The organism is Micromonospora sp. NPDC047707, from assembly GCF_040704235.1.
In the GTDB taxonomy this organism is placed as follows: domain Bacteria; phylum Actinomycetota; class Actinomycetes; order Mycobacteriales; family Micromonosporaceae; genus Micromonospora.
In genome coordinates, this window is record NZ_JBEYSU010000002.1 from 308,834 (window position 1) to 323,508 (window position 14,675).

13 protein-coding genes, 1 pseudogene and 1 riboswitch are annotated in these 14,675 nt (G+C 74.3%); of the genes and pseudogenes, 9 read left to right on the forward strand and 5 right to left on the reverse strand.

The window, feature by feature from the left end; all coding sequences use genetic code 11:
- Positions 1–98: 98 nt before the first annotated feature.
- Positions 99–207, forward strand: a riboswitch (TPP riboswitch).
- The 7 genes from thiE to thiC all read left to right on the forward strand — a co-directional run bounded on the left by thiE (position 202) and on the right by thiC (position 6,054).
- Positions 202–828, forward strand: a complete 627-nt coding sequence (gene thiE, locus AB0873_RS03735; protein ID WP_366598256.1) for a thiamine phosphate synthase — start codon at positions 202–204, stop codon at positions 826–828. It overlaps the preceding riboswitch by 6 nt.
- Positions 822–2,015, forward strand: coding sequence for a glycine oxidase ThiO (gene thiO, locus AB0873_RS03740; protein ID WP_366598257.1), 1,194 nt, complete (start codon positions 822–824; stop codon positions 2,013–2,015). The genes thiE and thiO overlap by 7 nt, the downstream gene beginning before the upstream one ends.
- A complete protein-coding gene (gene thiS / locus AB0873_RS03745) occupies positions 2,006–2,206 on the forward strand; it encodes a sulfur carrier protein ThiS (protein ID WP_366598258.1) in 201 nt (66 codons plus the stop codon). Before thiO ends, thiS begins: the two co-directional genes overlap by 10 nt.
- The gene (locus AB0873_RS03750) at positions 2,203–2,979 is read left to right on the forward strand and encodes a thiazole synthase (protein ID WP_366598259.1); all 777 of its coding nucleotides are present in this window, start codon (positions 2,203–2,205) and stop codon (positions 2,977–2,979) included. Before thiS ends, AB0873_RS03750 begins: the two co-directional genes overlap by 4 nt.
- A 71-nt stretch (positions 2,980–3,050) precedes the next feature.
- Positions 3,051–3,659 carry a thiamine phosphate synthase gene (locus AB0873_RS03755; protein ID WP_230688959.1) on the forward strand — a complete coding sequence of 203 codons (609 nt, stop codon included), beginning with the start codon at positions 3,051–3,053 and terminating at the stop codon, positions 3,657–3,659.
- Positions 3,656–4,444: a bifunctional hydroxymethylpyrimidine kinase/phosphomethylpyrimidine kinase gene (gene thiD / locus AB0873_RS03760; protein ID WP_366598260.1), complete on the forward strand. Its 789-nt coding sequence runs from the start codon at positions 3,656–3,658 to the stop codon at positions 4,442–4,444. The genes AB0873_RS03755 and thiD overlap by 4 nt, the downstream gene beginning before the upstream one ends.
- A gap of 17 nt (positions 4,445–4,461) precedes the next feature.
- Complete coding sequence (gene thiC / locus AB0873_RS03765) at positions 4,462–6,054, forward strand: phosphomethylpyrimidine synthase ThiC (RefSeq protein WP_366598261.1); 1,593 nt, start codon at positions 4,462–4,464, stop codon at positions 6,052–6,054.
- 148 nt (positions 6,055–6,202) lie between these two features.
- On the opposite strand, the gene AB0873_RS03770 is transcribed toward thiC, so the two are convergent.
- The 4 genes from AB0873_RS03770 to AB0873_RS03785 form a co-directional block, all read right to left on the reverse strand.
- On the reverse strand, positions 6,203–8,605 hold the full coding sequence (locus AB0873_RS03770; protein WP_366598262.1) for a hypothetical protein: 2,403 nt from the start codon (positions 8,603–8,605) through the stop codon (positions 6,203–6,205).
- 77 nt (positions 8,606–8,682) lie between these two features.
- Positions 8,683–8,985 carry a cupin gene (locus tag AB0873_RS03775; protein WP_366598263.1) on the reverse strand — a complete coding sequence of 101 codons (303 nt, stop codon included), beginning with the start codon at positions 8,983–8,985 and terminating at the stop codon, positions 8,683–8,685.
- Complete coding sequence (locus tag AB0873_RS03780; protein WP_366598302.1) at positions 8,982–9,932, reverse strand: LLM class F420-dependent oxidoreductase; 951 nt, start codon at positions 9,930–9,932, stop codon at positions 8,982–8,984. Before AB0873_RS03780 ends, AB0873_RS03775 begins: the two co-directional genes overlap by 4 nt.
- A gap of 2 nt (positions 9,933–9,934) precedes the next feature.
- On the reverse strand, positions 9,935–10,714 hold the full coding sequence (locus AB0873_RS03785; RefSeq protein ID WP_155330259.1) for an ABC transporter ATP-binding protein: 780 nt from the start codon (positions 10,712–10,714) through the stop codon (positions 9,935–9,937).
- A 266-nt stretch (positions 10,715–10,980) separates the two neighbouring features.
- On the opposite strand from AB0873_RS03785, the gene AB0873_RS03790 reads away from it, so the two are divergent.
- Complete coding sequence (locus tag AB0873_RS03790; protein WP_366598264.1) at positions 10,981–12,012, forward strand: ABC transporter substrate-binding protein; 1,032 nt, start codon at positions 10,981–10,983, stop codon at positions 12,010–12,012.
- Between the two features lie 227 nt (positions 12,013–12,239).
- Positions 12,240–12,998: pseudogene (locus AB0873_RS03795) on the forward strand (ABC transporter permease); the annotation flags it as partial.
- Between the two features lie 122 nt (positions 12,999–13,120).
- On the opposite strand, the gene AB0873_RS03800 reads toward AB0873_RS03795, so the two are convergent.
- The gene (locus AB0873_RS03800; RefSeq protein ID WP_366598265.1) at positions 13,121–14,302 is read right to left on the reverse strand and encodes an ABC transporter substrate-binding protein; all 1,182 of its coding nucleotides are present in this window, start codon (positions 14,300–14,302) and stop codon (positions 13,121–13,123) included.
- Positions 14,303–14,675 lie beyond the last annotated feature (373 nt).

The following is a 14,675-nucleotide window of genomic DNA, read 5'->3' on the forward strand; positions in this document are numbered from 1 at the left end:
GTGACGCGCCGCCCCGACCGTCGTCGTCGGACGGTGAGTGGGAAAACGGCGACCCGCACTTGGCGGATCCGGGGGATCCGTCGTACGGTGACACGCGCAAGTGACCCACGGGAGCCCGGTGGACCGGGCTGAGAGGGGGGCTGTGAGCCCCCGACCGTCGAACCTGATCCGGGTAATGCCGGCGCAGGGAGGAGTGTTGCCGTGCCGTCCCTCGGACGACTGCATCTCATCACCGACACCCGTCCCGGGCGGGATCCGCTCGCCGTCGTCCGGGCCGCTCTGCCGGTGGCCCGCGCCGAACTGGTCGTCCAGGTCCGGGTGACCGACGACGCGACCGACCGGGAGGCGTACGACCTGGCCCGCCGCGTGGTCGTGCTGTGCGCGCGGTACCGGGCGACCTGCCTGGTGAACGACCGCCTCCACGTGGCGCTGGCGGTGGGCGCCGACGGCGGGCACGTGGGCGCCGACGACCTGCCGGTCGGCGCGGCCCGCGCGGTGCTGGGTTCGGCGGCCGTCCTCGGCGCGACCGCCCGCGACCCGGACACCGCCGGCGAGGCGGTCGCCGCCGGGGCCAGCTACCTGGGCGTCGGGCCGTACCGGCCCACCTCGACCAAGGACGGGCTCCCGACCGCGATCGGCGTGGCCGGAGTCCGGGCGGTCGCCGCGGCGGTCAGCGTGCCGGTGGTGGCCATCGGGGGAGTGACGGCGGAGGACGTGCCCGCCCTGCGGGCGGCCGGCGCGTACGGGGTGGCGGTGGTCGGCGCCCTCTCCGGGGCCGCCGACCCCGCCCGCGCCACCGCCGAACTGCTGAAGGCCCTGACGTGTTAAGAGGGGGCCCTTCCTCTACCGGAGGCGATAACAAGGGGCCCTTCCTTGCACCCGACGTTGCGGTGGTGGGGGCCGGGCCGGTCGGGCTAGCGATCGCCTGGCGGTGCGCCGCGCGCGGGCTGCGGGTCGTCGTGCACGATCCGGCCCCCGGGTCGGGCGCCGCGTACGTCGCCGCCGGGATGCTCGCGCCGGTCGCCGAGGCGTACTTCGGGGAGCACGAGCTGACGGCGTTGCTCACCGCCTCGGCCGCCCGCTGGCCGGCGTTCGCCGCCGAACTGGCCGACGCCTCCGGCGCCGACCTCGGCTACCGCGCCGACGGCACCCTCCTGGTCGGGCTCACCGCCGACGACCTGGCCGAGGCCCGGCGGCTGTGGGCGTACCAGCAGGGTCTCGGCCTGCCGGTGGCCGCGCTGCGGCCCTCCGAGTTGCGGGAGCGCGAGCCGGCGCTGGCGCCCCGGGTGCGCGGCGGCGCCCTCGCCGCCACCGACCACCAGGTCGACCCACGCCGCCTGGTGCCGGCCCTGCGGACCGCCGCCGAGCGGGCCGGCGTGACGCTGGTGGCCGGGGCGGTCCGCTCGCTGTCCGACGTGGCCGCCGACGTCACCGTGGTCGCGGCCGGCTGCGGCGCCGCCGCGCTGACCGGGCTGCCGGTCCGGCCGGTGAAGGGCCAGGTGCTCCGGCTCCGCGCGCCCGGCGGCGCCGCGCCGGGCTTCCGGCACGTGATCCGGGGGTACGCGGACGGCGAACACGTCTATCTCGTCCCGCGGGCCGACGGCGAGGTGGTGGTCGGGGCGACCGTCGAGGAGCGCACCGACACGACGGTGTCCGCCGGAGCGGTGCTGCGCCTGCTCCGCGCGGCCGTCGACCTGGTGCCGGAGCTGAGCGAGTACGACCTGGTCGAGACGCTCGCCGGCCTCCGCCCCGGCACGCCGGACAACGCGCCGATCCTCGGCCCGCTGCCGGGCCGGCCGGACGTGCTCGCCGCCGCCGGGCACCACCGGCACGGGATCGTGCTCACCCCGATCACCGCCGACCTGATCACCGACCTGATCGTCACCGGCGAGCCGGGCCCGCTGCTCGCCCCGTTCACGCCCGACCGCTTCGGACCCGGCACACCGGGTGCGCCGGGCGCCGCCGGTGGGCGCGTGTCCGGCGGCACGACCACGAAGGAGGAGCGGTGGAACTGACCGTGAACGGGGTCGGACGTACCCTGCCCGGCGGCTCGACCGTCGCGGACCTGGTCCGCGCCGTCACCGAGCAGGAGCGCGGCCTCGCCGTCGCCGTCAACGGCGAGGTGGTGCCGCGTGGCGGCTGGTCGGCGACGCCGCTGCGGGACGGCGACCGGGTCGAGGTGCTCAGCGCGGCGCAGGGCGGGTGACCGGCGTGGGTTTCGAGCTGGGCGATGTCACGTTCACCTCGCGGCTGGTCCTGGGCACCGGCGGGGCGGCCAACCTGCACGTGCTGGAGCAGGCGATCCGGGCCTCCGGCACCGAGCTGGTCACGCTCGCTCTGCGCCGGGTGGACACCTCCGGCGGCTCGGGTGGTCTGCTGGACCTCCTCGACCGCTGCGGGGTGCGGCTGCTGCCCAACACGGCCGGCTGCTACACCGCCGGCGAGGCGGTGAAGGTGGCCCACCTGGCGCGGGAGGCGTTCGGCACCGACTGGGTGAAGCTCGAGGTGATCGGCGACGAGCGCACGCTGCTGCCCGACGGGGTGGAGCTGCTGCGCGCCGCCGAGGAGCTGGTCGCCGACGGGTTCACCGTGCTGCCGTACACCTCGGACGATCCGATCCTCGCCCGCCGGCTCGCCGACGTCGGCTGCGCGGCCGTGATGCCGGCGGGGTCGCCGATCGGGTCCGGGCTCGGGGTGTCCAACCCGCACCACATCCGGCTCATCCGGCAGAGCGTGGACGTGCCGGTGATCCTGGACGCCGGCATCGGCACCGCGTCCGACGCGGCCCTCGCCATGGAGCTGGGCTGCGACGCGGTGCTGCTGGCCAGCGCGGTGACACGCGCGGCCGACCCGGTGGCGATGGCGACGGCGATGCGGCACGCGGTCGAGGCGGGCCGGTTGGCGTACCGGGCCGGCCGGATCCCCCGTCGCTTCCACGCCCTCGCCTCCACCCCGGACGAAGGCAGGCCGGAGCTGTGACGCCCCTGGCAGCGGCCGGTCTTGGCAGGGCGCGGCCCCTGGCGGGGCCGCAGACCTCCAGGGTCTTCAGCGTGCCGGCCGGCGTCGTGCTGCTCACCGATCGGCGGGTGGCGCGGCGGCCGCTCGTCGACGTGGTGTCGGGCGCGGTGGCCGGGGGAGTGCGGTGGGTGGTGCTGCGGGAGAAGGACCTGCCCCGCCCCGACCGTGCCGCGCTCGCGGCCGACCTGCGCGCCGTCCTCGCGCCGGTGGGCGGCACCCTGGTCGTCGCCGGCCCGGACCCGCTCGACGGGGACGCCGTGCACCTGCCCGCCGCCGGCCCGTACCCGCCGCCGCGTCTCGGTCTGGTCGGCCGCTCCTGCCACGACCGCACCGAGCTCGCCCGACTCACCACCGAGGACTACGCCACCCTCTCACCCGTCTACCCCACGCGGACCAAACCCGGCTACGGCCCACCCCTGCACCCCCAGGGCCTGCGCACGCTGACCGGAGCCTGCCCCGTGCCGGTCCTGGCCCTCGGCGGCATCGAGACGGCAGAGCAGGTGCGTGCCTGCGTCCAGGCGGGAGCGGCGGGCGTGGCGGTGCTGGGTGCCGTCATGCGGTCAGCGGACCCGGCAGAGGCAGCGGGCGCCCTCACCAACGCCTTCGACCAAGCCGCTCGACAAGCAGGGGGAGAGCCGTGACGCCAACGACAGTCCTCACCATCGCCGGCTCCGACTCCGGGGGCGGCGCCGGCATCCAGGCCGACCTGAAGGTCTTCGCCGCGCTCGGGGCGTACGGCACCAGCGTCCTCACGGCCGTCACCGCGCAGAACACCCGGGGTGTCGACGCCGTCCTGCCGCTGCCGCCGCGCACTGTCGCCGACCAGTTGGGCAGTGTGCTCGCCGACTTCGCCGTCCGGGCGGTCAAGACCGGCATGCTGGGCGCCCCGGCGATCGCCGACGTGGTCGCCGACGCGGCGAAGGACGGGCGGCTGCCGCACCTCGTCGTCGACCCGGTGCTGGTCGCGACGAGTGGCCACGCGCTGGGTGTGGTCGCGGCGGTGGAGCGGCTGCTGCCGTACGCGAAGGTGGCGACGCCGAACTGCGCGGAGGCCGCGGCCATCACCGGACGTCCGGTGTCCACCGTCGAGGAGATGGTGGCCGCCGCGGAGGCCCTCGCGGCCGGCGGCCCGGAACACGTCGTGGTCACCGGCGGCGACGTGGACGCGGACGGCGAGGCCGTCGACGTGCTGCACGGCGGCGGCGTCACCACCCTGCTCCGCGCGCCCCGGGTGCGGACCCGGCACAACCACGGGACCGGATGTTCGTTCTCGGCGGCGGTCGCCGTCCGGCTCGCCCTGGGCGATCCGGTGCCGGCGGCCGTCGCCACCGCCAAGGAGTACGTCACCCGGGCGCTGACCGGTGCCCGGGACTGGGAGCTGGGCGCGGGACACGGCCCGCTGGACCACTTCGGCTGGTCCGCTTGAGCGACAGGGAGGCTGTCATGCAGGCACGTCGCAAGGTCTACGTCGAGGGTTCGCGGCCGGACATCCGGGTGCCGTTCGCCGAGGTCGACCTCACCGGTGACAACCCGCCGGTACGGCTCTACGACACGTCCGGGCCGGGTTCGGACCCCGAGGTCGGGCTACCGCCGCTGCGCGGGCCGTGGATCGCGTCGCGCGGGGATGTGGCGCCCGCCCGGGGTGCGGGCACCCCGCTCGCCGGGGTGGACGGCAAGCGGCCGACGCAGCTCGCGTACGCCCGGGCGGGCATCGTCACGCCGGAGATGGAGTTCGTGGCGATCCGGGAGGGCGTGGCCCCGGAGTTCGTGCGCGACGAGATCGCGGCCGGCCGGGCGGTCCTGCCGTTGAACGTCAACCACCCGGAGTGCGAGCCGGCGATCATCGGCAAGGCCTTCCTGGTCAAGGTCAACGCCAACATCGGCACGTCCGCGGTGACCTCGTCCATCGCCGAGGAGGTGGAGAAGCTGACCTGGGCGACGCGCTGGGGCGCGGACACCGTGATGGACCTGTCGACCGGCAAGCGGATCCACGAGACGCGCGAGGCGATCGTGCGGAACTCGCCGGTGCCGATCGGCACGGTCCCGATCTACCAGGCGCTGGAGAAGGTCGGCGGTGACCCGGTGAAGCTGAGCTGGGAGGTGTTCCGGGAGACGATCGTCGAGCAGGCCGAGCAGGGCGTCGACTACATGACGGTGCACGCGGGTGTGCTGCTGCCGTACGTGCCCCTCGCGGTCGGCCGGGTGACCGGCATCGTGTCCCGGGGCGGCTCGATCATGGCGGCCTGGTGCCTGGCGCACCACCAGGAGAACTTCCTCTACACCAACTTCCGGGAGCTGTGCGAGATCCTGGCCCGCTACGACGTGACGTTCTCGCTCGGCGACGGCCTGCGGCCCGGCTCGATCGCGGACGCCAACGACGAGGCGCAGTTCGCCGAGCTGCGCACGCTCGGCGAGCTGACGAAGGTCGCGTGGGAGCACGACGTCCAGGTGATGATCGAGGGCCCGGGCCACGTGCCGATGCACAAGATCAAGGAGAACGTGGACCTCCAGCAGGAGTGGTGCCACGAAGCGCCGTTCTACACCCTCGGGCCGTTGACCACGGACATCGCACCCGCGTACGACCACATCACCTCGGCCATCGGTGCGGCGATGATCGGCATGTTCGGCACGGCGATGCTCTGCTACGTCACCCCGAAGGAGCACCTCGGCCTGCCGGACCGGGACGACGTGAAGGCCGGCGTGATCGCGTACAAGATCGCGGCGCACGCGGCGGACCTGGCCAAGGGGCACCCCGGCGCGCAGGCGTGGGACGACGCGCTGTCCAAGGCGCGCTTCGAGTTCCGGTGGGAGGACCAGTTCAACCTCTCGCTGGACCCGGAGACCGCGCGCGCGTACCACGACGCCACGCTCCCGGCCGAGCCGGCGAAGACGGCCCACTTCTGCTCGATGTGCGGGCCGAAGTTCTGCTCCATGAAGATCACGCAGGAGCTCAAGGAGTACGCGGCCCGCGGCATGAAGGACAAGTCCGACGAGTTCGTGGCCTCCGGTAGCCGCGTCTACCTGCCCCTGGCCTGACCGCACTGCCCGCCCGCCCACCTGCCCGTCGGCCGGACGGCGGGCGGGCAGTTCATCCCGCCCCTTTGCTCTGCTTCAACGGGCGCAACGACATCACGCGGAATCTGTTGCGTGGGTTGAAGCAGAGCAAAGGAGGCAGGTGGGTGTGTCAGTCGCGGTGGTGGCGGCCGGTCGAGCGTAGGGAGCGGCGGCCGCTCTCCTGCTCCGGCTCGTTGTCCGGCAGCGGCTTGCCCAGCCCGGCGACCCAGTCCACGAACTCCTCGTCCTGCGCCGCCAGCGGCTCCGCGTCCGACGAGGCGTCGGCCTGGTCGGCCCGCGACCGGTTGCGCCGGAACAGGCCGCGCCGCTTCGGCTCCGGTCGCCCCTCGCCGGGATCGGCCGCGGGGGCGCCGGCGACCTGCCCGGTCGCCGGTGACGAGGCGCCCGCCGGGCGGTTGTCGCCGTCCGCGAACGCGGCGGCCAGCCGGTCGGCCACGGACGCTGTGGAGTCCCCTCCGGTCGCCGGGCTCACCGGACCGGCGGCGGCTGCCGGCGACGCGTCACCACCGGTCGCCGCCGGCTGGCTCTCCGCCGGACGGGTCTCCGTCGGGTCGGGGCGCCGGGCCGTGGGGAAGGCGTCCCAGGTGTCGGAGCTGGTCAGGTCCGGCAGGGGAGCCCGGTGCCGGGGCCGGGGAGCCGTCTCGGCCGTCCGACCGTCGCCAGGACGGGCGGACCCGGGCGCTGGCGGGGTGAACGGATCCGGGGTGACCGGGCGCGGCGCCGGTTGCGCCGGCGCCGGCGGCGGTAACGCGGCGAACGGCTCCGGCCCGACCGGGGTGGGGGTCGGGCGGGGCGGCGTGACCGGCGTGGGATCGGGGCGGGACGACGGGTCCGGCCCCACCTGGGTGGGCGCCGGCCGGGCCGGAACGGCGGGGGTCGGTGGCGTGGGAGGGGGCCCGGACGGTACGGGGCCACGCGCAGTGGCCGGTGCCGGGCCGCTGCGGTCGGTGGCCGACTGCGGGGTGTTTGCGGGTCGGGTGGGGGGTTGGTCGGCGACTGCCGGCTCGTCCGCGGTCGGGGATGCCGCAGCGGCCGCCTTTGCCGGCGTGGCCTTCGTCCGGCGACCACGGCGTGGCCGGGGTGCCGTCTCGCCCTTCGCCGGCGCCGCGTCCGGCACCGCCGCCGGCGCCGCCCGGTCCGCGGCCTTCGCCCGGCCTCCGGTTCGCGGCGGATTCCCCGCCGGCGCGACCGGCCCGGCCGTGTCAGCAGCGCCCGTCGCGGGCTTCGCTGCGCTGCCCGCCGGCCCGGCTGGCCGGGCACGCTCCGTCGGCGGGCCTGCCGGCGCTGGGGGTGCCGGGGGCCGGGCGGAGGGCCGGGACACGGCGGCCGCCGGCGCCGACGGGGCGGTTGTCGGCGTCGACGGGGCGGCTGCGGCGGCGGAGGAGGAGGTTCGACCCGGGGTGGGCCAGTCCCAGTGGGCCGGGGTGGGACCGCCCGGCGTCTCCGGTGCCCGTCCACCCCACCCGGTGCCCGGAGCATCTCCGCCGCCGGCCGGCGTACGGGCGTCGTCGATCTGGTGACCGGCGTCGTCCGCCGTACCGGCGGACGGTGCGGTCGCCGCGGTTCCGGGCAGGGGCGGACCGGCCGGCAGCGGCCGCAGGATGTCGGTGGGCTCGATCGCGCGGGCGGCCGGCGAGTCCGCGCTCACCGCCGCCGGGCGCTCCACGAGCGGCCAGCGCAGCAGGGCGGCGGCGGCCGAGCCGAGCGCGCCCGCGGCCACGGCGAGCAGGGCGCCGTAGTACGGCGTGGTCTGGTAACGGTCGACGCCACCACCGGGGCCGGCGGTGAGGTAGGCGAACGCCAGCAGGGCCGGCCCGGCCACCCCGGTCAGACCGCCGATCAGCGCGGGATGTCCGCGCCAGCGGGCGAGGGCGCCGGTGGCCGCCCCCGCCAGGAGCGCCACCAAAGGCAGGACCAGTAGCGCCAGGCGCTGCGCCGCCGCGGTGCCGAGCCACGCCGGCTCCAGCACCCCGAGGCGGACGGTGGTCAACGGGCCGGTGGCGGTGAGCGACGGGGTGACCGAGACCAGGGCCAGCAGCCAGACGACGCCGGCGACCAGTGCCATGTTCCAGCCCAGCGGTGGCCGGACCAGGACGGCGAGCGCGGCGCCCGCGCCGGCCCCCGCGCCGAGGATCGCGCAGATGGCGACCGCCCAGACCGGGTCCATGGAGATCAGTTCGGCGGCCCGGGCCGGCTGCATGCAGAGCGGTGCGACGACCGTGGCGCCCAGCGCGGCGGCGCCCGCGACGGCGAGTTGCCGCGCGGTGCCGGTCAGCGGCCCGTCCCGGCGGGCCAGGCGTTCGGTGAGTACCGCACCGATGACGGCGGCGTTCGCCGCGAACCAGCCGACCCAGGCGAGCTGGGCCGGCCACTGGTTGACGGTGCCGCCGGTGAAGACGCCGGTGAGCCGTACGACGCCGAAGCCGAACGCGACGCCGAGCTGGCCGGCGCCGGCCAGCAGGCTCACGCCGAGCGCCGTGAGCAGCAGTCTGCCCAAGGTCCGATTGGCCATGTCCGGCACGTTACGGTCCGGTGCGCCCGATCGCCACCGGCACGCCGTGCGGCCCGGCAGCCCTGCCGGCGGCAGGTCTACTTGAGTTCGACCAGCCGGGCCAGGTACGTCGTGTCGCCCACGTTGGTGAGCATGTGCACCGCCCCGGGGTCCCGGTAGACGACGCCGCCGGTCGGCTCGTCGGCGTCGATGCGGGTGCCGTCGACGGTCTGCACCACGTTCTTCGCGCCCTGGATGGCCACCACCAGGTACGGGTGGTCGTGCCGGTGCAGCGGCTGCCGTTCGCCCGGCTCCAGCTTGATGTGCCAGACCCGGACCCGGTCGTTCTCGTACACGATCTCCTGGCCCACCGGGCCGAGGTCGAGGTCGGTGTCGGTCATCGGAGTCCGTCCAGTTGGGGAAGCACCTCGGCGGCGATGAGGTCCAGGTGGTCGAGGTCGGCGAGGTCGATCAGGCGCAGGTGCACGCGGCCGGCGCCGATCGCGGCGAACTCGCCGATGCGGTCGACGAGCTGCGCGGGCGAGCCGACCACCGGGTCCTCCGGCGGAAGGGCGCTCGGCACGTGCAGGGGCGCGGCCCGGTGCCGGGCCTCGGCGTCGGTGCGTCCGATCGCCACCACGATTCCGGCGGAGAACACCAGCGGCGGCCGGCCGGACTCGGCGCGTCCGGTCTGCTCGCACGCCTCGCGGACCCGCTCGTACGCGGCGGCCGTCTGGGGCACCGAGGTGAACGGCATGTTGAACTCGTCGGCGTACCGGGCGGCCAGCTCGGGGGTGCGCTTCGGGCCGCGCCCGCCCACGATCACCGGTGGGCCGGCCGCCTGCACCGGCTTCGGCAGCGCCGGAGCGTCGACCAGGCGGTAGTGGGCGCCGGTGTAGCTGAACGTCTCGTCCGCCGGGGTGCGCCACAGCCCGGTGACGATCTCCAGCTGTTCGGCGAGCCGGTCGAAGCGCTCGGCGACGCCGGGGAACGGGATGCCGTACGCGGTGTGCTCGCGTTCGTACCACCCGGCGCCGATGCCCAGCTCGACCCGGCCGCCGCTCATCTGGTCCACCTGGGCCACCATCACGGCCAGCGGCCCGGGCAGCCGGAACGTCGCCGAGGTGACCAGCGTGCCGAGCCGGATCCGGCTGGTCTCCCGGGCCAGGGCGGCCAGCGTCAGCCAGGCGTCGGTGGGGCCGGGGAGCGCGGGTTCGTCACCCATCGCCCGGTAGTGGTCGGCGCGGAGGAAGCCCTCGTACCCGCAGTCCTCGGCCCGGCGCGCGAACCGGAGCTGGTCGTCGTAGCTCGCTCCCCGGTGCGGCTCGGTGAACAGGGACACCCGCATCGTCATCGGTCCTCCGCCGGGGCCGGCATGTCCTTCTCCATCAGCAGCTCGTGCAGGTCGGCGCTGACCTGGGCGACGTCGGCCAGGTGCGCGTTGCGGCCGAGGGTGCGCGGCCGGGGGACGGCCACGTCGACGACGCTGCGGATGCGGCCGGGGCGGGGGCTGAGCACCACCACCCGGTCGGCGAGCAGGACGGCCTCGTCGATCGAGTGGGTGACGAAGACGACCGTCGCGGACGTCTCCATGTGCACCCGCTGCAGCTCACCGGAGAGCTCCTCCCGGGTGAGCGCGTCCAGTGCGGAGAACGGCTCGTCCATGAGCATGACCCGCGGCTCACCGATGAGGGAGCGGCACAACGCCACCCGTTGCTGCATCCCGCCGGAGAGCTCGTGCGGCAGCCGCTTCTCGAAGCCGGCCAGGCCGGCCAGCTCCAGCAGTTGCCGGGCCCGGTCGCGGTGCTTCGCCCGTTTCCAGCCGAAGATCTCGACCGGGAGCAGGACGTTGTCGAGCACGGTGCGCCACGGCAGCAGCGCCGGCCGCTGGAACAGCATGGCGACGTCCCGGCGGGGGCGGCTGATCGGGGTGCCGCCGACCGTGACCTCCCCGGCGGTGACCGGCAGCAGGCCGGCGACCAGCCGCAGCAGGGTGGACTTGCCGCAGCCGGAACGGCCGACGACGGCGACGAACTCGCCCTCGGTGACTTCGAGGTCGATGCCGCGCAGGGCCTCCACCCGGCCGGAACGGCCGTCGAAGGTGCGGGATACGCCGGACAGACGGATCATCCCGCGGGCCTCCCTGAGTCGGCGGTCAGCAATCCGCGGGACAGAGTATCCGTCTCGTGCCTCAATCGCACCGTCCGGGTTGGACGTCAGGCCGTTTCCGTTTCGCAACCCGATACGCCTGGCGTCGCAAAGGTGGAATTCTCGTACGCTGTGCCCGCGAAGAGTCCCCTCACGACGGTGGTGTCGGCCACCCCCCTCCCGCCGGCACCGCCAGACAACCCCTCCGGAGGCCCGCCGGCCCCGGTCGGAAAGGACAAGGTGCACTGATGAGAAGGCTGACCCGTACGCTCGCCGCGGCCTCGATGGCCGCCGCCCTCGCGCTCGTCGCGGCCTGCAGCAGCGGCTCGAACTCCACCGAGGACGCCAAGGGCGGCGACGGCGGTTCCGTGGAGAAGGTGACGTACCTCACGTCGTTCGGCAACTTCGGCCGGGACTCCTACGCCTGGGTGGCGAAGGACAAGGGCTTCTTCCGCGACGCCGGCTTCGACGTCGAGATCAAGCCCGGCCAGGGCACCGGCAGCGTCATCCAGACGATCGTCGGCGGCCAGGCGCAGTTCGGTCCGATCGACCTGACCGGCGGCCTGCTCCAGCTCGGCAACGGCCAGGCCAAGGACTTCGTCGCGGTGGCCGCGATCCAGCAGCGAACCATGGCCGCCATCGCCACCGTCGAGGGCAAGAACATCGCCTCGCCGAAGGACCTGGAGGGCAAGAAGCTCGCCGACACCCCCGGCTCCGTGGTCCGCAACCTCTTCCCGACGTACGCGAAGATGGCCGGCGTCGACGCGAGCAAGGTGACCTGGGTCAACGGTGAGGCCCAGACGCTCATGGGCACCCTGGCCTCCGGCGCGGTGGACGGCATCGGGCAGTTCGTCGTCGGCCAGCCCACGATCGAGACCGTCACCAAGAAGAAGGCGGTCCTGCTGCCGTACAGCAACGTGATGCAGGACCTCTACGGCAACGTGCTGATCACCTCCTCCAAGATCGCCAAGGAGGACCCGGAGATGGTCAAGCGGTTCGCCGGCGCCCTGCTGAAGGGCCTGGAGTACGCCCTGGCCAACCCGCAGGAGGCGGCCGACATCCTGAAGAAGAACGTGCCGGCCGCCGTGCCGGCGGCCGCCAAGGCCGAGCTGGAGCTGATGGCCGGTTACGTCCGGTCCAGCAACACCGGCACCCAGCTCGGCACGCTGGACAGCGGCCGGGTCGCCAAGAGCATCGCGATCCTCCAGGGCGCCGGTGCGCTCAAGCAGAACCTCACGCCCGACCAGATCATCGACTTCAGCCTCGCGCCGAAGGCCTGACCGCCGACCGGTCGGGGGGTGCGGCCCACGGGACGGCGTTCGGGCCGCACCCCCCGCCGCGTGCCGGCGGCCAGCCGGCAGAACAGGAGGTTCCCGTGACCGAGGCGACCGGTACCCGGCCCGAGCGGCGACCGCCGGAGGAGGCCGTCGACGCGCCCCCGACGACGGTCCCCGCCACACCGGCGGTCCCCGCCACACCGGCGGTCGCCGGCCGGTGGCACCGTACGCAGCCGGCGAACGCCGGTCTGCCGCTGCTGGGGCTGGTGATCGCGCTGGGTTTCTGGTGGCTGGTCACCTCGGGGCTCGGCCTCGTGCACCCCGCGTCGCTGCCACCGCCGCAGACCGTCTGGGACTCCCTGACCCGGTCCAGCGAGGTGCTGCTGCCGGCCCTCGGCATCACCACCATGATGACGGTGCTCGGCTTCCTGATCTCGACCGTGGCGGGGGTGCTGATCGGGATGACCCTGGCCGCCTCCCGGCGCGCCGAGCGGATGTTCGCCCCGCTGCTCGTGGCGGTCAACGCGGTGCCGAAGATCGCGCTCGGCCCGCTGCTGGTGGTGTCGGTCGGCTGGGGCGAGAAGCCGATCCTCACCATGGTGTTCCTGCTCTGCTTCTTCCCGATCGTGCTCTCCACCGCGACCGGTCTCACCACCACCCCGGCGGACCTGGCCGAGCTGGCCCGGTCGTTGAACGCCTCGTGGTGGCAGTCGTTCCGCAAGGTGCGCTTCCCGGCCGCCCTGCCGCAGGTATTCGTCGGGTTGAAGGTGGCGATGCCCCTCGCCGCGATCGGTGCGGTGATCGGCGAGTTCTACTCCGACAAGCCGGGTCTGGGGTACCAGATCCTGCAGTACAACGGCGTGGGGGACACCGCGACCGCGTGGGCGGCGATCGTGCTGATCGCCGCGATGAGCATCGCGCTCTACTCGGCGCTCTCCCTCGTCGAGCGCCTCGCCCTGCCCTGGGTACGCGCCACCACGGCCCGCTGAGCGGGGGCCGGTGGGCATCGACTCACCGGCCCCCGCTGAGCGGACCCGTGTGGGCCCGGTGAGGCGATGCCGCGCGGACGCCGCGGCCCGGCCGGCGAGCGGCAGCCCCCGTACGGCGGCGGTCAGCCGGCCAGACGCCAGCGGCCGTTCCGCGCGACCAGGGTGGTCAACGCCTGCGGCATCAGGCCGGAGTGGTTGTCCGGGGTCATCCGGATGGGTCCCGACAGGCCGTCCAACTGGGACGTCTCCAGCACGTCGCGGATGCCGTCCCGGTTGACCGCGCCGGGGTCGCCGCCCGCGCGCACCGCGGCGTCGGCGATCAGCTGGACGGCGTCCGCGGCGAACGAGGACGAGCCGTGGTAGCCGCCGAACCGGGCGGTGTAGTCCTGGAACCACTGCCGCCGGGCCGCCTTCGCCGGCGTGGTGGCGATGACGTCGTCGATCACCATGGTCTGCGTGAACACCAGGGTGGCGCGTTCGGTGGCCCGTGCCGCCGTGCCGAGGAAGAGGTCCCCGGCGGCCGAGGCGTCCAGGTAGAGCGAGCCGCGGAAGCCGGCCGCCTGGGCCGCCACGGCGGCGAGGCTCGCCTGCTCCGGGGGCGTCCAGAGCACCAGGGCGTCGGGCTTGCCGGTGGTGACTGCGCCGACCTGGCGGGCGACGTCGGTGTCGGTGGCACGGACCTGCTCCACCCGGCGTACCTTCACGCCGGCCTTGGCGAACTCGCGCTGGAGCGCCGCGAGCCCCTCCCGACCGTAGTCGTCGTCGCTGTGCAGCAGGCCGACCTCGCGGGCACCGCCGCGCCGCAGTTCACCGGTGAGGGCGGCGGCGTTGTCGGCGGCGTTCGGGGCCAGCTTGAACACGTACCGGCGCTGGCCGACCGGGTTGGTGACGGCGCCGGAGGGTGCCAGCGCGATGGTGGGCACCCGCTTTTCGTCGATGGTGCGCACGGCGCCGACCGCGCATTCGTTGCAGCCGCCCATGATGATCGCGCTGACCCGCGGGTCAGCACCGAAATCGTTGATGTTGCGCAACGATTCGCTCGCGTCGGAGCGATTGTCCTTGACCGTGAGTTCGACGCGCCGGCCGTCCAGCGCGCCCGAGGAGTTCAGTTGCTCGACCTTCAGTTCCAGGGCTCGCTGGTACGCCTTGCCGACGGTCGCGGACGCCCCGGAGAGTTCGAGGTCCGCGGCGATGACGATGGGGCTGGTGTCCCGCTCCTCACCGCCGAACTGGCAGGCGGTGAGCGTGGTGGCCAGGACGGCCGAGGCGAGCGCCGCGACGGTCGCGGAGCGGATGGGGCTCAACGTTGTCCTCCAGGTGGACGTGGGCGCGGCCCGGGCACCGCCGGAATCGACCATCCTCAGTGGAGGACGGATCTGTCGTGCCGTACGGTGAGCGCGAAAGCCTGCAAAACCTTGCCAATGTCGGGCGCTGCGGTCAAGCGGGCGGTGGAGAGGCTTTTCGGGACGCCGATCCCACATGTTGAGGTAACACAAAGTTTGCAAACGCTCACCGATCCGGCATGTGTCGCCACTCACCGTCAACAATGCCTGTTCAGAGCGTCGGGACACTGGCGTCAGCGAGGGAGTCGAGCGCCTGTTCGGTGCCGTCCGACCGTTTCCTGCCTCACTGCGGCTTCCCAAACCACATCCCGTCTGATGAAATCGCGGCCGTGCC